Annotated in this window: 12 protein-coding genes; 11 read left to right on the top strand and 1 reads right to left on the bottom strand. The window is 64.6% G+C overall.

Annotation, left to right across the window (positions count from 1 at the left end; genetic code table 11):
• Positions 1–32: 32 nt before the first annotated feature.
• The 4 genes from OVA13_RS13335 to OVA13_RS13320 all read left to right on the top strand — a co-directional run bounded on the left by OVA13_RS13335 (position 33) and on the right by OVA13_RS13320 (position 12,434).
• Positions 33–782 carry a GntR family transcriptional regulator gene (locus OVA13_RS13335; RefSeq protein WP_267790951.1) on the top strand — a complete coding sequence of 250 codons (750 nt, stop codon included), beginning with the start codon at positions 33–35 and terminating at the stop codon, positions 780–782.
• A gap of 447 nt (positions 783–1,229) precedes the next feature.
• A complete protein-coding gene (locus tag OVA13_RS13330; RefSeq protein ID WP_267790950.1) occupies positions 1,230–6,758 on the top strand; it encodes an OmpA family protein in 5,529 nt (1,842 codons plus the stop codon).
• 11 nt (positions 6,759–6,769) lie between these two features.
• Positions 6,770–10,486 carry a TonB-dependent receptor gene (locus OVA13_RS13325; RefSeq protein ID WP_267790949.1) on the top strand — a complete coding sequence of 1,239 codons (3,717 nt, stop codon included), beginning with the start codon at positions 6,770–6,772 and terminating at the stop codon, positions 10,484–10,486.
• A gap of 1 nt (position 10,487) precedes the next feature.
• Entirely contained in the window at positions 10,488–12,434 is a 1,947-nt protein-coding gene (locus OVA13_RS13320; RefSeq protein ID WP_267790948.1) for a prealbumin-like fold domain-containing protein, read from the top strand.
• 285 nt (positions 12,435–12,719) lie between these two features.
• On the opposite strand, the gene OVA13_RS13315 is transcribed toward OVA13_RS13320, so the two are convergent.
• Positions 12,720–13,793: a LacI family DNA-binding transcriptional regulator gene (locus OVA13_RS13315; RefSeq protein WP_267790947.1), complete on the bottom strand. Its 1,074-nt coding sequence runs from the start codon at positions 13,791–13,793 to the stop codon at positions 12,720–12,722.
• Positions 13,794–14,430: 637 nt separating this feature from the next.
• Here OVA13_RS13315 and OVA13_RS13310 point away from each other — a divergent pair.
• The 7 genes from OVA13_RS13310 (at position 14,431) to xylA (ending at position 24,888) form a co-directional block, all read left to right on the top strand.
• Positions 14,431–17,571 (top strand): TonB-dependent receptor, encoded by a 3,141-nt coding sequence (locus OVA13_RS13310; RefSeq protein ID WP_267790946.1) that lies wholly within the window; start codon positions 14,431–14,433, stop codon positions 17,569–17,571.
• Positions 17,572–17,742: 171 nt separating this feature from the next.
• Positions 17,743–18,501 carry a SapC family protein gene (locus tag OVA13_RS13305; protein WP_267790945.1) on the top strand — a complete coding sequence of 253 codons (759 nt, stop codon included), beginning with the start codon at positions 17,743–17,745 and terminating at the stop codon, positions 18,499–18,501.
• 26 nt (positions 18,502–18,527) lie between these two features.
• On the top strand, positions 18,528–19,529 hold the full coding sequence (locus OVA13_RS13300) for a cupin-like domain-containing protein (protein ID WP_267790944.1): 1,002 nt from the start codon (positions 18,528–18,530) through the stop codon (positions 19,527–19,529).
• A gap of 21 nt (positions 19,530–19,550) precedes the next feature.
• Positions 19,551–21,080, top strand: a complete 1,530-nt coding sequence (locus OVA13_RS13295) for a tryptophan halogenase family protein (protein ID WP_267790943.1) — start codon at positions 19,551–19,553, stop codon at positions 21,078–21,080.
• 24 nt (positions 21,081–21,104) lie between these two features.
• Positions 21,105–21,803, top strand: coding sequence for a DUF6445 family protein (locus OVA13_RS13290; RefSeq protein WP_267790942.1), 699 nt, complete (start codon positions 21,105–21,107; stop codon positions 21,801–21,803).
• A gap of 217 nt (positions 21,804–22,020) precedes the next feature.
• Positions 22,021–23,514, top strand: coding sequence for a xylulokinase (gene xylB / locus OVA13_RS13285; RefSeq protein ID WP_267790941.1), 1,494 nt, complete (start codon positions 22,021–22,023; stop codon positions 23,512–23,514).
• 39 nt (positions 23,515–23,553) lie between these two features.
• Positions 23,554–24,888, top strand: coding sequence for a xylose isomerase (xylA, locus tag OVA13_RS13280; protein ID WP_267790940.1), 1,335 nt, complete (start codon positions 23,554–23,556; stop codon positions 24,886–24,888).
• Positions 24,889–24,962: the final 74 nt, after the last annotated feature.

Below are 24,962 nucleotides of genomic sequence, written 5' to 3'. Positions count from 1 at the left end.
GATATTGGTACTCCACTGGTATTTTGATTCACATGCAAAAGAACCTGCTCGAGGAATACCAGCGCCTGCAGACCGGCGAGTCCACGCGTGCGGTGGCCTACCTGCGTCTGCGCCGCGCGCTGCAGAACCTGATGGATGCCGGCGTGCTGCGGCCCGGCCAGGCCCTGCCGAGCGAGCGCGACCTGGCCCAGCTGCTGGACCTGTCGCGGGTGACCATCCGCAAGGCGCTGGCGGGCCTGATCGAAAGTGGTCTGCTGGTGCAGCGGCAGGGGGCAGGCACCTTCGTGGCCGAGCGCATCCTGCGCCAGTTCTCCCGCCTGACCAGCTTCACCGACGACCTGCGCGAGCGCGGGCTCAATCCGCAGGTGAAGTTCCTGGAGCGTTCCGTGGGTGAAGTGACCCCGGAGGAGTCAATGGCGCTGAACCTGTCGCCGGGCAGCGGCGTGGTGCGCATGTACCGCCTGCGCCACGTGGACGGTTCGCCCATCGCGATCGAACGCACGCTGGTGCCGTATTCCCTGCTGCCCGATCCGGAAAGCGTCACCACGTCGCTGTACGAGGCGCTGGATGCTTACGGCAATCGTCCCAAGCGGGCCCTGCAGCGCCTGCGTGCCGTCGCGCTTGACGAAGAGGCCGCGCGCCACCTGGAACTGCCCGTGGGCAGCCCGGGCCTGCTGGTCGAACGCCGCGCCTTCCTGGATGACGGCCGGGTGGTCGAGTCCACCCGCTCGTACTACCGCGGCGACGCCTACGACTTCGTCGCCGAGCTGCAGAGCGACTGACGCTCCTCGGCCGGCCCCGCGGGCCGGCGTCCATCCCCCTTCTTTCTGACGACCACGCCGGGCGGCTGTCCGGGGTGTGTAGCGGCGTTTCTCAATGCGCCCCGCCGGTCGGCGACCGACCCCATCGCCACGTATTCCGGCGCCCGGACCGCACCGCGCGGACCAAAATGAGAGACCAGCCTCATTTAGAGAGTGACGACCTGCCAACTCCAGGCAAATCAAGCGAATCAGAGAGGTGTTGAACGTCGGGTGCGCCGTGTCCGCTTTCGTTCATCGAACGCGAACTGTGACCTAGACCCCCAAATTCACGCGCCGAGCGTGATCGAGGGCGGGCGACTTCAAGACAGCTTTGGGGGGGGCAGTTCCCGGCTGGCTATTCCTGATCCAGCGCAAGGGACCACCGTGCACGGCCTGACCCATTTCCGCAAATTGGCCCTTCGCCACCCCATGACGGCAGCCCTCGGGCTGTTGTTCGCCATCACGGGCCTGGTCCCCGCGCACGCGCAGACATCCGTGCAGAACACGGCCACCGTCGCGCTGCCGCCAGGTTCGCCGGTGGTCGACCGCAATCCGGCCAACAATACGTCCACGGTCACGGTGGGCGTGCAGGCACTGCCTCGCCTCACGCTGGTGAAGCAGGTCGTCAATGACAACGGCGGCACCGCCCCCGCTACGGGTTGGACACTCACCGCAACGGGTTCGGCTACGACCATCTCGGGCGTCACCGGCAGCGGGAGCGTCACCAGTGCCCCCGTGGCGGCAGGTACGTATGCGTTGTCCGAGTCCGGGGGATCCTCGGGCTACACCGCCAGCACCTGGAGCTGCAGCAAGAATGGGGGCGCGGCGGTCGCCGGCAACACGATCAACCTGGTCGGCAATGACGTCGCCACCTGCACCATCATCAACAACGACCAGCCTGCCACGCTGACGCTGGTCAAGACCGTCATCAACGACAACGGCGGCACCGCCACGGTCAGCAGCTTCCCGCTGACGGCGACCGGCCCGACCACGATCACCGGCGTGAGCGGCACGGCCGCGCTGACCAACGCTTCGGTCAACGCCGGCGTGTACACGCTGTCGGAAGTCACGGCGGCCGGCTATGCCGCGGGCAGCTGGAGCTGCACGGCCGGCACACTGTCGGGCAACCAGCTGACCCTGGCCAGCGGCCAGAGCGCGACCTGTACGATCACCAACAATGACCAGGCCGCGACGCTGACGCTGGTCAAGACCGTCATCAACGACAATGGCGGCACCGCCACCGTCAGCAGCTTCCCGCTGACGGCGATGGGTCCGACCACGATCACCGGCGTGAGCGGCACGGCCGCGGTGACCAATACTTCGGTCAACGCCGGCGTGTACACGCTGTCGGAATTGACGGCGGCCGGCTACGTCGCGGGCAGCTGGAGTTGCACGGCCGGCACGCTGTCGGGCAATCAGCTCACGCTGTCGAATGGTCAGAACGCCAGCTGTTCGATCACCAACAACGATCAGGCGGCGACGCTGACGCTGGTCAAGACCGTCATCAACGACAATGGCGGCACAGCCACCGTCAGCAGCTTCCCGCTGACGGCGACCGGTCCGACGACGATCACCGGCGTGAGCGGCACGGCCGCGGTGACCAATGCTTCGGTCAACGCCGGCGTGTACACGCTGTCGGAAGTCACGGCGGCCGGCTATACCGCCGGCGCATGGAGCTGCACGGCCGGCACCCTGTCGGGCAGCCAGCTGACCCTGGCCAACGGCCAGAACGCGACCTGCACGATCACCAACAATGACCAGGCCGCCACGCTGACGCTGGTCAAGACGGTAAGCGGCGGCTCGGCCGTTGCGACAAGTTGGACGCTGCTCGCTGCAGGTCCCACGCCGGTCAGTGGGGCAGGGGGCGTAAGTGCCGCACCTGTAAGCGCGGGCATCTATACGCTGTCCGAAACCGGTGGCGTGAGCAATGTCACCTATACGGCCGGTGCCTGGAGCTGTACCGGCGGCGCGCTGGCGGGCAATCAGCTGACGTTGTCGAACGGCGAGAGTGCGACCTGCTCTATAACCAATACGTATGTCCCGCCTGCGGTGAGCTACAGCAAGTCGGCCAGCACGGCCGGCCCGGTGGCGGTGGGTGACACGATCACCTACACGCTGACGACGGTGGTGGCGAACTCGCAGACCACGTCGGTGACGACGCTGACCGACACGCTGGGCACGGGCCTGACGTTCGGTGCGGTGACCAATGCCGGTGCGTACACCTGCAACAGCACCAACCCGCTGGTGTGCACGCTGCCGGTGGGCACGCTGCCGGGCACCTACACGGTGACCTACACGGCGACGGTGAATGACCAGGCCGTGGGCACGGTGGACAACGCCGTGGTCGGCACCAACGCGACCTGCACGACGAACTGCGGCACCAGCACGCCGGTGACGGCGCCTGCGGTGAGCTACAGCAAGTCGGCCAGCACGGCCGGCCCGGTGGCGGTGGGTGACACGATCACCTACACGCTGACGACGGTGGTGGCGAACTCGCAGACCACGTCGGTGACGACGCTGACCGACACGCTGGGCACGGGCCTGACGTTCGGTGCGGTGACCAATGCCGGTGCGTACACCTGCAACAGCACCAACCCGCTGGTGTGCACGCTGCCGGTGGGCACGCTGCCGGGCACCTACACGGTGACCTACACGGCGACGGTGAATGACCAGGCCGTGGGCACGGTGGACAACGCCGTGGTCGGCACCAACGCGACCTGCACGACGAACTGCGGCACCAGCACGCCGGTGACGGCGCCTGCGGTGAGCTACAGCAAGTCGGCCAGCACGGCCGGCCCGGTGGCGGTGGGTGACACGATCACCTACACGCTGACGACGGTGGTGGCGAACTCGCAGACCACGTCGGTGACGACGCTGACCGACACGCTGGGCACGGGCCTGACGTTCGGTGCGGTGACCAATGCCGGTGCGTACACCTGCAACAGCACCAACCCGCTGGTGTGCACGCTGCCGGTGGGCACGCTGCCGGGCACCTACACGGTGACCTACACGGCGACGGTGAATGACCAGGCCGTGGGCACGGTGGACAACGCCGTGGTCGGCACCAACGCGACCTGCACGACGAACTGCGGCACCAGCACGCCGGTGACGGCGCCTGCGGTGAGCTACAGCAAGTCGGCCAGCACGGCCGGCCCGGTGGCGGTGGGTGACACGATCACCTACACGCTGACGACGGTGGTGGCGAACTCGCAGACCACGTCGGTGACGACGCTGACCGACACGCTGGGCACGGGCCTGACGTTCGGTGCGGTGACCAATGCCGGTGCGTACACCTGCAACAGCACCAACCCGCTGGTGTGCACGCTGCCGGTGGGCACGCTGCCGGGCACCTACACGGTGACCTACACGGCGACGGTGAATGACCAGGCCGTGGGCACGGTGGACAACGCCGTGGTCGGCACCGGCAACGATACGCCTACGTGTGCAGGTGTCTGCAGTACTGAAACGCCGGTGACCAAGCCGCTGCCGCCGCTGGTGACCTATACCAAGGCCGCCGTACTGCCGGCAGGCCAGTCGAACGTCAGCGTTGGTGACACCATCATCTACACGCTGACGGTCACAGTGGTCAATGCGGCTATCACGGGCGACCTGGTGATGACCGACACGCTGGGCACGGGTCTGACGTTCGGTGCGGTGACCAATGCCGGTGCTTACACCTGCAACGCGGCCAACCCGCTGGTGTGCACGCTGCCGGTGGGCACGCTGCCGGGCACGTACGCGGTGACCTACACGGCGACGGTCAATCCGCAGGCACGTGGAACGGTGACCAATGCGGTCGTGGGCACGGGCGATGATGCACCGACGTGCGCAGGAATCTGTGAAACCACCACACCGATGGTCGAGCCGAGTGTGGTTGTGACGAAGTCCTCCGATCCTGCCACGGGCGCGCAGGTGCAGATCGGTCAGACGGTCCGTTACACCCTCTCCGTCGAAATCGATGGATCCGCACTCACCGATGAGTTGGTGCTGGTAGATACCCCGGATCGTGGTTTGACACTGGGGGTCTTGCCCGCCGGCTGCTCGTTCGACGGCACAACGCTGACCTGCCGCCTCCCGGCGGGTACGGCAACCGGAACGCATGCATTGAGCTACGACACGGTCGTCAACGCCAATGCGGGCGCCACCGTGGGCAACCAGGTGGTGGCGTCGGGCGGCGGTGGCGAGCCGCCGGTCTGCACCACCTGCAGCACGGAGCATGAGCTGGAGGCACCCGAGATTCGCCTGAGCAAGTCGGCCGGTACCCGCGAGGTACGCATTGGTGACCTGGTCCGCTACACGCTCACCATCGAGAACGTGGGCAGTGTGGATCTGGTCAACGGCAGCGTGGTGGACACGCCGGCGGCGGGCTTCAGCTACGTTGAAGGCTCCCTGTTGGCGAACGATGCCGATGCCATGGCGACAGTCTCCGGCGGCAACCCGCTCCGCTTCGCCGGGGTGGATGTGGCGGCAGGTGAGACTGCAACGCTGGTCTATGTGATGCGCGTCGGCGCGGGCGTCCGCCCGGGCACGCACGTCAACCAGGCCCAGGTCCGCTCGGCCACGGACGATCCGGTGTCCAACGTGGCTACGGCGGAGGTGATGCTGACGGCGGATCCGCTGCTGGACGACAGCCTGTTGTTCGGCACGGTCTTCAACGACCGTGATGGTGACGGCTGGCAGGACAGTGCCGCGCTGAGTGATGTGAAGGTGCAGGGCGGCTTCGCCCCGACGGCTTACATCGCCAATTCCACCACGGTGGATCGCGGTGCAGGTCCCCAGCCGGAGCCGGATGCCAGCTCGCCGTTGCTGCACGGCATCGCCGTGGGCGCCATCAGTGGCCGTCAGTCGGTCGCGGATCCGGTCGAGAACCATGAAGTCGTCATCCGCCAGCGCCTGAGCGAAGCGGCCTTCACCGACGATTTCATCCTCACCACGGCGCAGGGCGTCACGGTGCGCATGGATGCGACGGGAAACACGACGGTGGAGAAGAACGGTGAAGCGGCCAAGGGGCTGAATTCGGCCACGCCGACGGTCGAGCGCCGCGTGTCGCAGGGTGAGGGTGGTTATGTGGTCGACTACATCATCCGCAACACGGGCATCGACGAGCGCGGTATCCCGGGCGTACGTATCGCCTCGGTGGAAGGCTTGCTGATCGAAACCGATCAGTACGGTCGCTATCACCTGGCAGGTGTGCCGGGTGGGGCCTGGGAGCGCGGTCGCAACTTCATCCTGAAGGTCGACCCGTCCACCCTGCCGGCCGGTGCCGAGTTCACCACCGACAACCCCTTGTTGCGTCGGGTCACGCCGGGCGTGCCCGTCCGCTTCGACTGGGGCGTCAAGCTTCCCGAGCAGGTCATCGAGGGCGGTACCAAGCAGATTGAGCTGGAAATGGGTGAGGTGTTCTTTGCCCCCGGCAGCGCCGAGGTGCGTGCCCAGTATCTGCCGGTGATCGAGACGATGGCGGCCAAGGTGCGCGAGTACCAAGGCGGCGAAGTGGTGATCAATGCAAACGCCGACGGCGAAGCGCTGGCCTTCGAACGTGCCAACGCAGTCAAGACGGCCCTGCTGGCCAAGCTGGATGCGGGTGCCGCCAAGGGCCTGGTGGTGAGTGCGCGCGGCAACGTGGACGATCCGGGTTCGCTCATCGTCGGTGTCGATGAAGGCGGCGCACTGCTCGGCACGGTCCTGTTCGATACGGACAAGTCGAGCATCAGGCCGGAGTTCGAACCGCTGCTGGACAAGGTGGCGGATGCGCTGGAAAGGATGGGCGGCGGCAGCATCGCCATCGTCGGGCATACCGACGTGCGTGCATCCCACGCCTACAACGTCGCACTGGGCATGCGTCGTGCCAGGGCGGTCTATGAAGCACTTGCCAAACGTCTGAGTCCGGAGGTGCGTACCAAGGTTCGCGTGGAATCCAGTAACGATCCGACAGCCCCTGTCGGCGTGCGGAAGTGAGGGGGCGTGTCATGAAGAAGCGTATGAAGATGAAGTTGCTGGATTTCACCCTGATCAGCCTGCTGGCGGGCACCTCCCCGCTTGCGGCGGCTCAGACGGAGACGAGTGCGCAAGCCGCGAAAGATCGCGCCGAAGGCATGGCTGCCCCGGTGGATTGCAAGGTTGACACCTGCACAGGAGAAGAAGGGCTGCTGTTCCGTCTGCGCACCCGCAGTTACGACAAGCCTGTCACGCGGGACACTAATGTACGTTCCTCTTCAGAAGCGCTGCAGCCGGACCGTCGTGTCACTGTGGCCATGGAGCAGCCGGGCAAAGCGACGGCGGTGGGAAAGTTTTCCATTGACCTGCCCGGTGGTGGCGTCATCTGGGCAACCGAGGACCCTACCCTGGGTCAGCCCGAGCTGTCGGTATCCGCGCCGTCGATAGTGGCATTCGACGGCGAGCGCATCATCAAACCCGTCCAGTTCTACGTGCGCGGCAACTACCCGGCCTTCATCAAGCGGCTGGAGATCACGCTGTACCGCAGCAGCGATGGCGACCTGGTCGATCCGATTGCCACTGTGCCGCTTGATGTCGCCGCGGTGACGCATGCGGATTGGGATGGGGCCTTGCCCGCAAGGTATCCGTTCCGCAAGGGCGATGAACTTGTCTACGTGCTGCGTGCCTATGGAGAGGGTGACCAGTTCGACGAAACCCATCCCCGCAAGCTCCAGTTGGTTTCCCCGGAGGAGGCCGAGCGTGGCACGAACCTGTTGCGCGACGGCATTGAGCGCACACAGGGCGAGTCGTTGACGGCCGGTCAGGCGCAGACCCAGAGTCTGATCGACAGCGTATTCGCCGGGAATGGCTTGCGACAGCAGAACATCCCGATGTACGGGTCACGCATCCGCATTCAGGGGCGCAATATCCCGGCGGAGCAATCGTTGACAATCAATGGCGAGAACTATCCGGTAGACCAGGAGCGCAAGTTCGTTGCGGAGTACCTGGTGCCGGTCGGTCGTCATCAGTTCCAGATCGGTCTGGGTGATCAAGCTGGCGGAACCGAAGGCATGGGTTCGCACACGTTGCATGTGGACGTCACCGGTCGTTATTTCTTCGGCGTGGGTCTCGCGGACATCACCATCGCACAGAACAAAGTCAGCGGCTCCGTTGAGCCGTTCGCCAATGAGAGCCGGTACCAGGACGATGTGATCAGCGATGGTCGCCTTGCATTCTACGGCAAGGCGAAGCTGCGCGGCAGATACCTCGTCACGGCGCAGGCCGATACCACCGAGCGTGACCTGGACCGCCTGTTCAATGGCTTCACACAGGCCGATCCGCAGGACATCTTCCGCCGGCTCGATCCGGACCTCTACTATCCGGTCTACGGCGACGATTCCTCCACCTATCGCGACGTCGATACGATGGGCCGCTTCTATCTGCGCGTGGACTGGGACAAGAACCAGGCGTTGTGGGGCAACTACGCCACCGGTATCACCGGAACCGAGTATGCGCAGTACCAGCGCTCGCTGTACGGCGCCGCGTTGAACTGGCGCTCGGTCGCGACCAACCGCTGGGGCGACCCAGGGACCGAACTGCGGGCCTTCGGTTCCCAGGCTGAGACCGCGCCGGGCCACAACGAATTCATCGGCACCGGCGGCAGCCTGTATTACCTTCGCCACACGGACCTGCTCCCGGGCTCTGACGTGGTCACACTGGAGGTGCGGGACCTGACCACCGGTCGCACCGAGAACCGTATCGTCCTGCAACGCGGAGCCGACTACGAGATTGACGAACTGCAGGGCCGCATCCTGCTGACCCGTCCGTTGGCGCAGATCACCCGCGAGAACATCCCCACCCTGACGCGCGATACCCCGCTGGACGGCTTCGAGCAGCGTCTGATCGTGGACTACGAGTGGGTACCCTCCGGCTTCGACGCGGATGATGTCAGCGCTGGCTTCCGTGGCAAACACTGGTTCGGCAACCATGTCGGCGTCGGTGCCACCTATGTGCAGGAGAACCGCGCCGGTGAGGATTACACGCTGGCGGCGGGCGACCTTACCCTGCAGGCGGGCAAAGGCACCTACCTCAAGCTGGAGTATGCACAGACCGAATCATTTGGCGCGCCGGTGTTCTTTTCCGACAATGGCGGGCTGAGCTTCATCCAGCAGAACGATACCGGCCTGTCGCGCGAAGGTGACGCCAGGTCGGTGGAAGCACGCGCCAACTTCAAGGAGCTCGGGTGGACCGGTCAGGACTGGAGCATCGGCGCGTGGTGGCGCAACACCAGCGCGGGGTACTCCATCTCGCGCTATGACGCAGGACGTCCGGTTACCGAGTACGGCGCCGAACTGCAGGGCCAGTTCACGGACAACCTGGGGCTGTACACACGATTCACCCGCGCCGAGAGCGGTGCTGAATCACTGACGCAGGGCCAGGCAACGCTGGAGTGGCGCATCAGTGATGCCAATACGTTCAGCGCCGAGCTGCGCCGCATCGATCAGGAGGGGGCTACGACGGAATCCGCAGGAACCCTGGGCGCGGTCAGGTACCTGCACCGGTTCGGCAGCTCGCTTGAACTGTACGGGCTGGCGCAGGTGACGCTGGATGACGATGGTGGCGAATACGCGGACAACGACGCTTTCACGCTGGGCGGCAAGTACCTGTATGGCGACAATTCCACGGTTGGCGCAGAAGCAACCACGGGCGATCGTGGTGATGCCGCCACGATCAATGCCGAGCATCGACTGACCCCTGAGCACACGGTCTATGGGGCGTACACGTACTCCACAGACACTACCGCCTACGACTCGCTGTTCACGCGAAATGCGCAGAATGGCTGGACGCTCGGCCAGCGCTGGCGCCTGTCCAACCAGGTCAACCTCTACAACGAAAGCCAGTTCCTGAAGGAGCGCAACCAGTCCGGGCTGGCGCATACCTTCGGCATGGACTTCTATCCCGCCCAGGGATGGAACATGGGCTTCACTCTGTCCGACGGTGAGCTGACCAATACCGCAGGCGGAAATGTCGATCGGCGTGCCATCAGCATCTCCGGCGGCCGTACCTCGCCCGACACCGACTGGCAGAGCAAACTGGAGTGGCGTGAGGACCGCGGCGCGGAGCAACGCGAGCAGTGGGTCAGCACCAATCGCCTGACGCACAAGATCAACGAGAGCTGGCGCATCGCTGCCCGCCTGAACTATGCCGATACCGATGATCAGCTGAATCCGTTGGCCAGTGCGAAGTTCATCGAGGGCAACGTTGGTTTCGCATACCGCCCGTGGAACAGTCAGCGTTGGGGTCTGTTTGGTCGCTACACCTATCTCTACGATCTGGCAACGCTGGGTCAGCTAGGCGGTGCGGACTACGACCAGAAGTCGCAGATCCTTTCGTTCGAGGGCGTCTACAAGCTCGATCAGCATTGGGAGTTCGCCGGCAAGTTGGCACGCCGCGAAGGTGAAGTCCGCATGGGCCGCGGCACGGGTCCATGGCTTGATTCCGCAACCACGTTCGCTGCGGCCCAGGTGCGTTACGACCTGCGTACGCAATGGCATGCCCTGGCCGAGTATCGCTGGCTCGATGTCGACAACGGCGGCACCCGACAGGGCTTCCTGGTAGGCGTCGACCGAGACCTCAACAAGAACTTCCGCATCGGCGTAGGCTACAACTTCACGGACTTCAGCGACGACCTGACGGACTTCGACTACGACCACAAGGGCTGGTTCCTCAATCTCGTGGGCACGTACTGACATGCATAACCCATCGTTCTTCCATCAAGGCACAGAAAAGATGTATCGCTCTCCTTCGCGCTGGGGTTGTTTGTCATTGACCATGATGGCCGCCTTGGCCATTGCCGCTGGTTGGTCGTTTCCGTCCGGATCGGCACTGGCACAGACGCCCCAGGCCCCGACTGTCTTGTATGCCGAGGATTTCGAGAACGGTCCGGATTCCACTATCCAGTTGCTTACGGCTTACACCTCCACTACAGGCGTCACCTACACAGCGGCGGCGTCGTGGTTGACGGCCTGCAATGGACAGATTCTGTCCGGCGCCACGCTGCAGTCACAGCAGCCCGTCAGCAACTGCACGCTGAAGACCGCGCTGGAGGACCAGGACGCATTCAATACCGTGCGGCAGCTGGCGTGGGCTCTGGGCATTTTCAACGGCACCGACACCAACAGCATGACGTGGAACCAGACCAGCAACCGCGCGGTGACCGCTTATACGGACGGTGCAAATCCCGGCATCGCCATTGAATTTGCAACGGTCAACCAGATCGTCTTGCCGCCCACGACCAACAGCCGGTTCGTCACCTTCGGCGTGGATGCGGCATCTGCGTCATGCTGGTCGAACAGTGCCCCCAATTACGATTTCAATCTTATAACTTCCACCGGCACGGCCATTTCCGCGGGCACGACGGGTGCATTGTGTACAAACGTTTATACCAACAACATCATTGACGTGCCCGGCGTACAGTGCACGCCGGGTGTCAATGGCTGCCCGGCCAACGGGCTCGGCGGCGCAGGCAATGATTACCTGGCAAAAAGACTGCAATCGCCCACGCCCATCCTGTTCAACGGCGCTACGCTGGGCATCCGGATGACCAATCTCAACGGTTCCGGCACGGGCAACGACGCGGCGTTCGACAACATCCAGGTGCTTGACGTCACGCCCTCGCTCTACAAGACATTCAGCCCCAACCCTGCGGGCACCAACCAACCGACCACGCTGACCTTCACCATCGTCAACACCACGGAGCTGTCTGCCAAGCAGAACTGGGGCTTTGTGGATACCTTGCCAACCGGTGTTCTGGTGGCCAGCCCCCCCAGCCCCGTGAACAGCGGGTGTGGAAACGCTGTGATCACTGCAACAGCGGGAGGCAACACCATTACAGTCAGCGGCGGGGACCTTGCGGCGGGCCAGACGTCCTGTACGATTTCCGTCAACGTCGTTGCCGCCGTCGAAGGCAGTTACACCAACGGCGCCAGCAATGTAGCCACTACCGGCTTGGTTCCTCCGCCAGACGCGACGTTGGTGATACGTAATCCCCGTCTGACGCTGCGCAAGATCAGTGTTGGTGGCGTGGACAGCTTCGGGTTCAGCGGTACCAATGGGGTGCAGACCCAAACGTTGACCACTGCTACCGCGGGAACGCCAGTCAGCGGTGCCGTGCAGATTCTCACCGCTGCTTCCACTGTCACCGCGATTACCGAAAGCACTTCACCCCTAACCTACAGGGTCACCGACATCACGTGCACAGGGCTGGGTACCGGAGGTGCCGCCACCCCGGATCTGGCCAATCGGACGATCTCGCTGAATGCCGCCGCGACAGCCGCGGGCAGCAATATTGTCTGCACGTTCACCAATACATTGCAGCAGACGGATATTCAGGTATTGAAGACGGCGTCGCCGGATCCAGTGCTGAGTGGGAACGTGATCACCTACTCTCTGGTTGTCAGCAATAATGGGCCGAATGCAGCGACCAATGTATTACTGAGCGACACGCCTACGGCAGGCCAGAATTGCAGCGTACCGAGCACGACGGCAACGTGTACGGCCAGCGGGGGCGCGAGCTGCCCGTCGCCAACCGTGCCCGTCAGCACGTTGCTGAGCAGTGGTATCACCATTCCCACGCTCCCGGTTGGCGGTCAAGTGACCGTTACGCTGCAATGCACGGTCACGGCCAGCGGTCTGTAGTCACCTAGCTGGGCAGCCCTCTCCTGGCTTGGCAGGAGAGGGCATAAACCTGACGTGATTGGGTCAGGCCATAGGCAAGGAAATCGGACCAACACAGAACGCCCTGCATGGATCCCATGGGTTGCGCTGCTCCAGGCAGGACCCGCTGACTGGGCACCAGATCAGGCAAATGGCTGCGTTCCGATATCTGGCCGTCCAAAGCAGGGTGCGCAGCCTGCCAACGCTGAATTTCCGTTGCATGGTTGTGACGGTGTCCCACGGGTGATGCCCTGCTGGGTGTGCGCGCTACTGCCGTACGAGTTTCGATTTTTTCCTGGCTGCTACTGAGGCACGCTTCACCAGCTTGTGCGGGACGACGTGATTGACGATGACGCGCGCGGAGTTGGTGGCGCGCCGGATCTCACGCAGCAGGATGTCGATGGCGGCATCGGCCATCGAGGCGACAGGCTGGTGGACGGTCGTCAGCTCCGGCCAGACCATGGTGGAGGCCGATGTATCGTCGAAGCCGACGACGGACAGGTCGCGCGGGACGTCCAGGCCGCGGCGATGCGCAACGGAGACCACGGCTGAGGCCATGTCGTCGTTGCTGGCGAAGATCGCGGTGGGTGGGTCGGCAAGCGCCAGCAGGCTTTCGGCCGCCTCCAGACCCGACCGGTAGGTGAAGTAACCGGGCCTGACGAGCTTCTCATCGAATGCGATGCCCGCCTCGGCCAATGCGTCCCGGTATCCCTGCAGGCGATGCGCGCTGGCCGTCTGGTTCGGGTCGCCCTTGATGTAGCCGATACGCGTGTGCCCGTGGACGATCAGATGGGCCGTCATGTCGTGGCTGGCGCGATGGTCGTCGATGCGCACGCAGGAAATCGTCTCGCTGAAACGGCCCGACGCGATCGACACGACGGGAATGCCGGCCTGGGCGAATTCCATGACGATCGCCTTGGACTCGCACAAGGGTGGCGGCAGGATTACGCCCGCCACGCTCTTGCTAAGCTCGCGCGCCGCGGCGCGCTGGCCTTCCACGTCCAGCGTGTCCCAGGTCGCGATGACCAGCTGGGCCGCCGCGCGTGCCGAACCGCGCAAGGCGCCGACCAGCAGCTCGCGCAGATAGCTCGAACTGGGATTGGTGTAGATCAGTGCGATGCAGGTGTGTTGGGCCGCGGCAAGCGAACTCGCCGCCAGGTTGGGCCGGTATCCCAGCTCGCGCACAGTGCTCATGACACGCTCACGCGTGGCGTCGCGGACACCCCCGTGGCCGTTCACCACGCGCGATACCGTCATCGGCGAAACGCCTGCGTGGGCGGCGACCTCGTCGATCGTGATCGCGCTGCCTTTTCGCCGGACGGATTTGATCGGTTTCTCCATGCTGTCTTGCTTGCTCCGATGTCTCGCTTGGTTCCAGGTGTCGTCAGTTGGAAAGAGCGCAGTCGTGGCCAGCCTCGCATACCGCGACCAGGCCAGACGAGCCTACCGATCTCCATCCCCACACCCTGCAACGGAATGAAAATTACGTGGCTGCGCCGCCGGCCTCGCCGTGGAACCGCTTCCATCGCTGCACCAGCTTGCCAGACGTCGGCGGCGATGGAGGCTTTCTCTCCGGGATTGCTGCGGTGCACGGTGACAAAGGCAGGGCTGCGTGATTAGTCTGCGCCGAACGTGATGGTAGCGCTACCACTTCTGGTCGATTCATCCGTTGATCGTGTCCATGGAAGTTGATTGAACGCTGTGTTGCGTTGCGACGCTGGAACCTGCCTGGAAGGTATTCCCAAGGGCAGCGCGGTAACGGGCGCTATCACCATGCCCGGTCTGGAAGTGCGGGCCTGTGCCTGCGGGTGCCCTTGGGGAGGGCGATACATCCATTGATCGAAGTGAGAGGGGAGACCATGAAAGAGTGCAGGTTCCGATGCCACGCACAGACCAGGGCCCAGATGAACGCGGAAGCCGGATACCAAGCCTGCCGCGGCGCTGTTGGCCCTTCAATTCCAGACCTGAGGACATGCTGATGAGTCGCAAGTTGGCGAAGTTCAAATCGACGGCCATGTTCACCTTCGTGGGTGGCGTACTGGTCATCAATCCCGCCTTCGGGCAGGAAGCACAAACACAGGCGCCGGTCGCGCAGCAGGCACAGCAGCAGGCGACACCGGATGCCACCACGCTGGACACAGTCGTCGTCACGGGCCTGCGCAGCAGCCTGAATCAGGCGATGAACATCAAGCGCGATTCCGCGGGCGTCGTCGATGCGATCAGCGCCGAAGACATCGGCAAGTTCCCGGATACCAACCTCGCCGAATCCCTGCAGCGCATCACCGGCATCTCGATCGAGCGCCGCGATGGTGAAGGTGCGCAGGTCACGGCACGCGGCTTCGGCCCGCAGTTCAACATGGTGACGCTCAATGGTCGCCAGATGCCGGGTGCGGATGCGTTTGGTGCGTCGGGCCAGGTCGCCATCGGTGGCGTGGATGGCGGCACGCGCGCGTTCAACTTCGCGCAGCTCGCCGCTGAAGCGATCAACGGGATCGAGGTCTACAAGACCAGCCAGGCGCAGGTGCCCAGTGGCGGCATCGGTGCCACCATCAACATCCTGACCGCCAAGCCGTTCAACAACGAGGGTATCGTCGCGAGTGCCGGTGCCAAGATCGTCTCCGATCGGAGCCAGCCTTTCGACAACGACCTGACGCCAGAACTGTCGGGCATCTTCAGCTATACGAATCCGGACAAGACCTTCGGCGTGAGCCTGAGCGCCAGCCACCAGAAGCGCAAGGGCGGTTCGGTGCAGGCAACCGAGAACTACTGGAATGTGCAGCCGTGGACCGGGACGATGCCCGGCAACCCCACGGTGGTCAATGCGCCCGGCATCGGCGATCTGTATGCACGCCCGAATGACCTGCGCTACGCCTTCTCGGACTTCGAGCGCGAACGCGTCAATGGCCAGGCGGTCGTGCAGTTCGCACCGACCGACAGCCTGACCCTGACCCTGGACTACACCTACTCGACCAACGAGATCGAGGAGAACCGTGGCGAACAGGCGATGTGGCTGCAGAACAGCAACTACACCGACGTTGAGTTCGACACCAGCGGTGCCATCGCCACGCCGGTGTACATCCGCGAAATCGCGGGGACCAAGGACTTCGGTATCGAACAGCAGCGCAGCATGCAGAAGTACAAGCTGGGTTCGCTGGGCCTCAATGCAGCTTGGGATGTCAGCGACAACTTCCGCCTCACCTTCGACGCGCACAACTCGAAGAACGAGAGCCGGCCCAACGATCCGCTCACCGGCGGCGGCTCGATCTTCATGAGCATCGCGGGTACCAACAACTGCACGACCGGGCCCCACTGCGGCGGCTCGTGGGTGCAGGAGCTGGTTTTCAACAACGGCCTGCCGTACGGAACGCAGACCTGGTATCCGTCCACGGCGGACGCGGTCGCCGGTACCAACGGCGTGGTGAATCCCGGATTCGTGGAAGGCGAGGTCGGTTCGCAGGTGCTGCGCATCAATGCGCAGACCCAGGTCAGCGAGATCAAGCAGGCCCGCATCGACGGCGAATGGAACTTCGACCAGGGTCGTTTCCAGTTCGGCGTGGACACCAACAAGTCCACGACACACCGCATCCAGGCGGCGGAAGCCTATTCGACCCTGGGCGACTGGGGCGTGGCCAACGTGGATTCGGACACCGCGGCGGGGCTGATGGATCTTCTGCGCCCGGTCAACATCGGTGGCCTGTTCGACGACTACAACGTCACCAGCTGGCCGGTCTGGCGAGGTGATGCGGGTGAGCTCGCCCAGTGGGCAGCGGGCCAGTACGGCGTGGGGCTGGGCGTGAGTCCGCAACGGGCGGCCGACAACCGGGTGGAAGAGAAGACTCATTCGGCGTACTTCCAGGTCGAACTGGAAGGCGAGCTGGGTGGCATGCGCACCAACACCCGCCTGGGCGTGAGGTACGAAACGACGGATGTCGTGTCGACGTCGGTGATCGCCATTCCCGAGGCCATCGAATGGCAGGCCAACAACGACTTCCGCATCGTGCTGTCGGACGAGCAGCAGCCCTTCAGCGAGAAAGCCAGCTACAGCTACATCCTGCCCAACCTGGACTTCAGCATCGATTTCACCGATGAACTGAAGGGTCGTGCTTCGTTCGGCAGGAGCATCGCACGCGCACCTTATGGCAACCTCTATGCAGGCCCAGGCGCACAGCAGCCCTTCGGCTCGGTCCTGCTCGATCCCTCCGTGCGTGCCAGCGGAAACGCGCAGAACCCCAGCCTGAAGCCGCTGGAATCCGACAACCTCGACCTTGCGGTGGAGTGGTACTTCGCCGATGCGAGTTACCTGTCGTTGACGTACTGGAACAAGTCGGTCAACAACTTCATCGGCAATACGGTCGGCCAGGAGTCCCTGTACGGCCTGCGGGATCCCACCTCGGGCCCGGATGCGCAGGCCGCGCTGGCCTTCCTCACCAGCGCCGCGTGTGTGACCCAGGTGGGCGCGGCGAACGCCGCCGCGTGTTCGGGCAACGATACGTCGCTGTTCACGGCCTTGGCCCTGCTGCGCAATGATCCGGCCGGCCTGGGTGCGTTCAACGGCACCGGTGCGCAGGCGCTTGCCACCGAAGCCGCTTACAACATCTACGGAGAAGCCGACGACCCGCTGTACCAGTTCAACGTCAACCGGCCGGTCAACCAGAATGAGGCCAAGTTGAATGGCTGGGAAATGGGTGGCCAGTACTTCTTCGGTGACACGGGCTTCGGCATCCTGGCCAACTACACCGTGGTGAACGGCGATGTGGGCTACAACAATGCAGGCGATCCGGGCATCGATCAGTTCGCGCTGACCGGTCTCAGCGATACGGCCAACGCCATGTTCATGTACGAAAAGTATGGCTGGTCGGTGCGTCTGGCGTGGAACTGGCGCGATGAGTACCTGATCCTCGCCAACCAGGGCGCCAGCCGCAATCCCTACTACGTCGAAGAGTACGAGCAGTGGGACCTGAGCGTGAACTACACGCTCAACGACCACTGGTCGTTCGGCCTGGAGGCGATCAACCTGACCGGTGAGGACGTGCGCTGGCACGCGCGCACCGACCAGCAGATCGTCAAGCTGGCCGACCAGAGCCCGCGCTACATGGTGGGTGCCCGCTACAAGTTCTGAGATTGGCGATAGCCCCCTCTCCGGATGTCGCCATGCGGGACCGCTGCGCAAGCAGCGGTCCCTTTTGTTGAGGTCGGTTGGGCTGGTGGATGTCCGCGCGAAGACCATTCGCCGGCGGTGATATTCTGCAGGGGAGGCGCTTCGCCCATCCCTGACTTGCATGGAGAGAAGATGGCCCGTTACGAGCTTCTCAACAATGTGTCGCACAAGGATCTGCGCGTGGCGACGGGGTTCGGCCCCGAGTTCGGCGATGACGTGGGCATGGTGCCGGCGTTTCCCAGCGAGTTCGCCGAGTTGCAGAGGGAGTACCCGATCTTCCTGAGGAAGGATCCGGGTACGGGCGAATGGCAGTCCGTGGCGCTGCTGGGGTTCGAGCAGCGCGAGAATCTTTTCCTTCAGGACGGCCGATGGAATGCCGCCTACCTGCCGGGTGCGGCGGCAAAGGGGCCTTTCCTGATCGGCTTCCAGGAGCAGCGCGTCAACGGTGAGCTCAGGCAGGAGCCGGTGATGCACGTGGACCTGGATCATCCGCGCGTCAACTTCACGACAGGGGAGCCGGTGTTCCTGCCGCAGGGCGGCAACACGCCCTATCTGGAGCACGTCGCGGCCGTCCTGCGCGGCATCAGGGACGGCAGCGAGTTCGGTGCCGCCATGTTCTCGGCGCTGGATGCGAAGGGCCTGATACAGCCCGTCAACCTGGACGTGCAGCTGGACGACCGGCACCGCGTGGGCGTCAACGGGCTGCATGGCATCGATCGCGAAAGGCTGGCCGCGCTGGACGGTAATGCGCTGGTCGAACTCAACCGCGCCGGATACCTGGAGGGCGCTTACCTGATCCTGGCGTCGCTGCACAACATGCGTCGCCTGATGGCCGAGAAGCAGCGTCGCCTGCGTGCACAGGATGCGGCGACTTCCCCGGGTGGGAGCTGACCGCCGTGTCGGTGGACGCGACATCGATGCGTGTTCTGCAAGATGTGCATGCGGACGCGCTGCCACTGCACGATCTGGTGTCGGACGGCCAACCCGTGCTGCTCAAGGGCGTCGCGCGCGACTGGGGACTGGTGCAGGCCGGCTTGCGTTCCACGCAGGACGCGATGTCCTACCTGCTGGGTTTCGACGCCGGCAGACCCATCCAGTATTCCTTCGGCGGGCCCGAAATCGCCGGTCGTCCGTTCTACAACGAAGACTTCACCCGACTGAATTTCGATGTCCGGCGTGGATCGCTGGCGCAAGTGCTCGGCGAGATTGCGGACCATCTGCACGATCCGCGTCCACCGACCTATTACGTGGCGTCGCTGCTGGTCGATGGTGCATTGCCTGGCTTCAGCCAGGCCAATGGACTGCCCCTGGCCGAGCACGATATCGATGCGCCCCCGAGCATCTGGATAGGCAACCGCGTGGTCGCGTCCTGCCATTTCGATGAGCCCAACAACATCGCGTGCTGCGCGGTGGGCCGGCGACGCTTCACCTTGTTCCCGCCCGACCAGATCGCGAATCTCTACCCGGGTCCGTTCGATCCCACGCCAGGCGGCCAAGTCGTGAGCGTGGTCGACTTCGATGACCCCGACCATGCTCGCCATCCCCGGTTCCGCGAGGCGCTGGCCACCGCGCAGACCGCGCTGCTCGAGCCGGGTGATGCCATCTTCATCCCCAGCATGTGGTGGCACCACGTGCGCAGCCTCGAGCCGTTCAACGTGCTAGTGAACTACTGGTGGCGCGGTTCACCCGCCTTCCTCTCATCGCCCTTGCCGGCGCTCCACCATGCCCTGTGGACGCTGCGGGACCTGCCGGAACGCGAGAAGCAGGCGTGGGCGAAGGTGTTCGACTACTACGTCTTCGGTCCACGCGAACAGGCAGGGGAGCACCTTCCCGCGCAGGCACGTGACCTGCTGGGGCCGGTGGATGAAACGCAGGCGCGGCGTATCCGCGCCATGTTGATTGGGCGTCTGAATCGCTAACCGAAGCAGGGAGTAACCGCAGTGGACAATCCAGCAGCAGCGCCAGCACAGGTCCGCAAGGTGGTGATCGCCGGCGGGGGTACCGCGGGCTGGCTGGCCGCATGTGCGCTGTCGCATCAGTTCCGCGATCGCCTGGACATCACCCTGGTGGAGTCGGAACAGATCGGTACCGTGGGCGTGGGCGAATCCACCGTGCCGCCCATCCGTACGTTCCACCGTTTCCTGCAGATCGACGAACAGGAATTCCTGCGCGCCGTGGCGGGCACGTTCAAGCTTTCGATCTCCTTCGAAAACTGGCGCCGTCCGGGAGAACGCTACATCCATCCCTTCGGCATCACCGGGCAGGGAACGTGGGCGGCGGCCTTCCATCATTTCTGGCTGGACAGCCTGCGCCGCGGGATGCCGTCGGAGCTGGGGGATTTCTGCCTGGAGACGGTCGCTTCGCGGGGAGACCAGTTCTCGCTGCAGACGCAACCGCAGGTCAACTATGCGTATCACTTCGATGCCGGTCTCTACGCGAAGTTCCTCCGCCGCATCGCGGAAGGCTATGGGCTGCGGCGCGTGGAAGGGAAGATCCGCGAGGTCAGGCAGCACCCGGATTCCGGAGCGGTACAGTCCCTGGTACTCGAAGACGGACAGGTCCTCGACGGCGATCTGTTCATCGACTGCACCGGCTTCCGCGGCCTGCTGATCGAACAGACGCTGCACACCGGTTACGAGGACTGGAACGAGTGGTTGCCCAGCGACCGTGCGGTCGCGGTGCAGACCGAGTCCGTGGGTCCGCCGGTGCCCTACACGCGCGCGATCGCGCACGAGGCCGGCTGGCGCTGGCATATCCCGCTGCAGCATCGCGTGGGATGCGGCCTGGTGTTCTCCAGCCGGCACATGTCCGACGACGAGGCGCGCGCCAAGCTCCTGCGCGACGTCGGTGCGCCTGCGCTCCGTGATCCGTGGCTGGTGCCGTTCCGGACCGGACGCCGGTTGAAGGCGTGGAACAAGAACGTGGTCTCGCTGGGCCTGGCCAGCGGCTTCATCGAGCCGCTGGAATCGACCAGCATCCACCTGGCCATCAGTGCCGTCGTGCGCCTGGTCCAGCTGTTCCCCTTCGACGGCATCGCCCCGTCGCTCGTCGACCTCTACAACGATGTCAGCCGCGCGGAGATGGAGCACGTGCGGGACTTCATCATCCTTCACTACCATGCCACGCAGCGCGATGAGCCGATGTGGAAAGCGTGCCGCGAGATGGCGTTGCCCGAATCGCTGGCCATCCGCCTGCGCGCCTGGCGCGAGCGCGCGCATGCCTGGCAGGATCCGGACGAACTCTTCCGGGTCGACTCCTGGACCCATGTGCTGCTGGGCCAGGGCATCGCCCCCGGGCAGCCGCATCCCCTGGCGCGTGCATTGAAGGACGACGACCTGCGGAGCCTGCTGGCGTCCATCCGCCAGCCCATCGATCAGGCCGTCGCGCAGATGCCTTCCCAGCAGGCTTTCATCGAGCGCTACTGCAAGGCGGGGCCGGAAGTATGGGGAGCCCGGCCCGTGCCTGCGTAACGGCCAGCACAGGCAAGCCAGCCCATGCTGATCACCCCTCATGCGGACATCCGGATCACCCGGCAGCGGATCGGGCAGGAAGGCGCGCCGCTGCTGGTCATCGACAACCTGCTGTCGGACCCGGAACGCATGGTGCGCAAGGCGGCCAGCCGGCCGTTCGTAAAGATGGCATCGATGTTCCCCGGCATCCGCGCACCCGCACCCCTGTCCTACCAGCAGTTCCTGGAAGCGACGTTGAATCCGCTGCTGCACGAATGCTTCGGTCTGGCGCCGGGCCGCTTCGTGTTTCCGATGTGCCACTTCTCCCTGGTCACGCAACCGCCTGCGACCCTGCAGTTCCTGCAGCGAGTGCCGCACATCGATTCCGTCAGCAGCCAGGGGCTCGCCACGGTGCATTACCTGTTCCGCGGCCAGTGGGGCGGCACCGACTTCTACCGGCATCGCCAGAGCGGATTCGAGTACATCGATGAAAGCCGTCATGCGGCGTACTTCGATTGCCTGGCGCAGGAGAGCCGGAAAGAAGCGGCTTCCAGCGCGGGTTACATCGATGGGGACACCTCGATGTTCGAGCGCGTCGCCGGCGTGGAAGGCGTGTTCAACCGGCTCATCGTGTACCGGCGCAACTCGCTGCATTCGGGGCGGATCGGCAATGACCGGGTGCTCCCCGCCGATCCCCTCCATGGCCGCCTGTCCATCAATGCCTTCATCGACCTGGCCCCCTGACGGACTGCGATGGCCGGCCGGCGCAAACGACCTTCAAGTGTCTGTTTGCAAAGACATTCTGCGCTGCAGCACGCTTTTTCCACGGGTGCTGGTTACAGTGTCGCCATCAGCGCGCCGTGCGGCAGGGTCGCGTCGGATGAAGGGCAATCCGGGGGTTGGCCTTTTTTTTCCGGACGAAATGGTAGCGCTAACTTTTTGTTGTCGGAGGCAGTGATCGATGGCTTTGACCGCGGGAATCGATGCAGGTACGCAGAGCGTGAAAGTCGTGGTCTACGACGACCAGGCTCGCCGCGTCGTGGCCTCGGCGCACGCGCCGCTGGAACTCACCAGCGGCGATGACGGAACGCGCGAGCAGCACCCCGATGCGTGGATCCAGGCCGTCACGCAGTGCTTCGCCGACATCGACCTCGACGTGCGCGGCCGGATCGACGCCATCGCGATTTCCGGCCAGCAGCACGGCTTCGTGCCGGTGGATGCCGACGGCCAGGTGCTCGCACCGGCGAAACTCTGGTGCGATACCAGCAGTACCGAGGAGTGCGAGGAAATCACCGACGCCGTCGGCGGCGTGGAGCGCTGCATCGAACTGACGGGCAATCCGATCCTCGTGGGCTATACCGCCTCCAAACTGCCCTGGACGCGCAAGCATCGGCCGGAGGCCTACCGTCGCCTGGCGAAGATCCTGCTTCCCCACGACTACCTGAATTTCTGGCTGACCGGCGAGGCCTTCTGCGAGTACGGCGATGCGTCGGGCACGGGCTGGCTCGACGTACGTACGCGGACGTGGTCGAAGGACCTGCTGCGCGCCACCGATCCGGAGCGCGATCTCTCGCAGTGCCTGCCGCCCGTGGTGGAGACGGCGACCACGTTCCCGCTGCGTGCCGACCGGGCGGCGCAACTGGGTCTTGCGCGCGATGTGGTCGTGGCCACCGGCGGCGGCGACAACATGATGGCCGCCATCGGCACCGGCTGCGTGGTGCCGGGAAGGCTGGTCATGAGCCTGGGCACATCGGGCACGCTGTTCGCCTATTCCGATGTGCCCGTGGTGGATCCGGCAGGTCGATGGGCGGCGTTCTGTTCGTCCACCGGTGGCTGGCTGCCGCTGATCTGCACGATGAACTGCACGGTGGCGACGACCACCATCGCCCAGCTGTTCGGCTTCAGCGTGCGGGACGGAGACGGCCACGTGGCGTCCACCGAGCCCGGTGCCGGTGGCATCACGCTGCTGCCCTTCCTCAATGGCGAGCGCACGCCCGACCTGCCGCTGGGCAAGGGCGTGCTGACCGGCCTGACACCACAGAATGCCAGCCCGGGCAACTTCTATCGCGCCGCCATGGAAGGCGCGACCTACAGCCTGAAGTACGGCTTCGAGGCATTCGCCTCGGCCGGCATGGCGTTCGACCACATCGTGCTCACGGGAGGCGGCGCCGGCAGCGCCGCGTGGCGCCAGATGGTGGCCGATGTCTTCGGCATGCCCGTGCACGTGCTGCGTGATGCGGAAGGTGCGGCATTCGGCGCCGCGCTGCAGGCGCTGTGGGCGCTGTCGAAGTCGAAGGGCGAGGACACCGGTTTCGCGGAACTGGTCGATGCGCATGTCGCGTTCGACGAGGCGCTTGCCTGCGTGCCGCGTCCCGCGCAAGTCCAGGCATACCAGGAGCCGTACCAGCGATTCACCGAACATCTCGTCGCCGTGAAGCAGATCTACGCCTCGTGACGACCGTTCCAGCAACCCAATACCACTGAAGAGACTGCCATGAGCGCCCAGCATTTCGTCGGCAACAAAGAATACTTCCCCGGCATCGGCCGCATCCCGTTCGAAGGCCGCGGCTCGGACAATCCGCTGGCATTCAAGGTCTACGACGCGCAGAAGAAGATCGGCGGCAAGACCATGCAGGAGCACCTGCGCTTCGCGGTCTGCTACTGGCACACCTTCTGCAACGCCGGCCACGATCCCTTCGGCCCGGGCACGCGCCACTTCCCGTGGGAAGCCGGTTCGCCGATGGCCACGGCCGAAGCCAAGGTCGATGCCGCGTTCGAGTTCTTCACCAAGCTGGGCGTGCCCTACTGGTGCTTCCACGACATCGACCTGGCCCCGGATGCCGAGGACATCGGCCAGTACCAGAAGAACCTCAAGCACATGACCGCCCTGGCCAAAGCCCGCCAGGACGCCACCGGCATCAAGCTGCTGTGGGGCACGGCCAACCTGTTCTCGCATCCGCGCTACATGAACGGTGCATCGACCAATCCGGACTTCGCCGTGGTCGCCCGCGCCGCGGTGCAGGTAAAGGCCGCGCTGGAGGCCACGGTCGAACTGGGCGGCGAGCACTACGTGTTCTGGGGTGGTCGTGAGGGCTATGCCTCGCTGGTCAACACCGACATGAAGCGCGAGGTCGCGCACTTCGCACGCTTCCTGACCATGGCGCGCGACTACGGCCGCAGCATCGGCCTGAAGGGCAACTTCCTGATCGAGCCCAAGCCGATGGAGCCGATGAAGCACCAGTACGACTTCGACAGCGCCACCGTGGCCGGCTTCCTGAAAGAGCACGGGCTGGAGAAGGATTTCAAGCTCAACATCGAAGCCAACCACGCCACGCTGTCCGGACACACGTTCGAACACGACCTGCAGGTGGCCAGCGACCATGGCCTGCTGGGCAGCATCGACGCCAACCGCGGCAATGCGCAGAACGGCTGGGACACCGACCAGTTCCCCACTGACTTGTACGACACCGCGGGCGCCATGCTTGTCGTGCTGCGCCAGGGCGGGCTGGAGGGTGGCCTGAACTTCGATGCCAAGGTGCGCCGCGAATCGACCGACCTGGAAGACCTGTTCATCGCCCACATCGGCGGCATGGACGCGTTCGCGCGCGGCCTTGAAGTCGCCCATGCGCTGCTGACCGAGTCGCCGTGGGAACAGTGGCGCAAGGAACGCTACGCCAGCTTCGACAGCGGCAAGGGCAAGGATTTCGAGAACGGCACGCTGGGCCTGGCCGATCTGGCCGCGCTGGCGGCCGGCCAGGGCGAACCGAAGCAGATCAGCGGCAAGCAGGAACGCTACGAGAACCTGCTCAACCAGTACCTGCTGCGCTGAGCGCGTGATGACGGCTTCCGCCCGCGTGGTTCGGGCGGAGGCATGGGCAGCAGATCGATTCGAAGCCTGGAGGG

Source organism: Pseudoxanthomonas sp. SL93 (assembly GCF_026625825.1).
Taxonomy (GTDB): domain Bacteria; phylum Pseudomonadota; class Gammaproteobacteria; order Xanthomonadales; family Xanthomonadaceae; genus Pseudoxanthomonas_A.
The sequence above is the reverse complement of the archived record's forward strand: the minus strand, read 5'-3'. Positions and strand labels throughout refer to the sequence as shown.

Bases quoted from the DNA above. Each gene is read 5' to 3' on its own strand.
- OVA13_RS13335 (WP_267790951.1), top strand. From the start codon at position 33: ATGCAAAAGAACCTGCTCGAGGAATACCAGCGCCTGCAGACCGGCGAG.
- OVA13_RS13330 (WP_267790950.1), top strand. From the start codon at position 1,230: ATGACGGCAGCCCTCGGGCTGTTGTTCGCCATCACGGGCCTGGTCCCC.
- OVA13_RS13325 (WP_267790949.1), top strand. From the start codon at position 6,770: ATGAAGAAGCGTATGAAGATGAAGTTGCTGGATTTCACCCTGATCAGC.
- OVA13_RS13320 (WP_267790948.1), top strand. From the start codon at position 10,488: ATGCATAACCCATCGTTCTTCCATCAAGGCACAGAAAAGATGTATCGC.
- OVA13_RS13315 (WP_267790947.1), bottom strand. From the start codon at position 13,793: ATGGAGAAACCGATCAAATCCGTCCGGCGAAAAGGCAGCGCGATCACG.
- OVA13_RS13310 (WP_267790946.1), top strand. From the start codon at position 14,431: ATGAGTCGCAAGTTGGCGAAGTTCAAATCGACGGCCATGTTCACCTTC.
- OVA13_RS13305 (WP_267790945.1), top strand. From the start codon at position 17,743: ATGGCCCGTTACGAGCTTCTCAACAATGTGTCGCACAAGGATCTGCGC.
- OVA13_RS13300 (WP_267790944.1), top strand. From the start codon at position 18,528: ATGCGTGTTCTGCAAGATGTGCATGCGGACGCGCTGCCACTGCACGAT.
- OVA13_RS13290 (WP_267790942.1), top strand. From the start codon at position 21,105: ATGCTGATCACCCCTCATGCGGACATCCGGATCACCCGGCAGCGGATC.
- xylB (WP_267790941.1), top strand. From the start codon at position 22,021: ATGGCTTTGACCGCGGGAATCGATGCAGGTACGCAGAGCGTGAAAGTC.
- xylA (WP_267790940.1), top strand. From the start codon at position 23,554: ATGAGCGCCCAGCATTTCGTCGGCAACAAAGAATACTTCCCCGGCATC.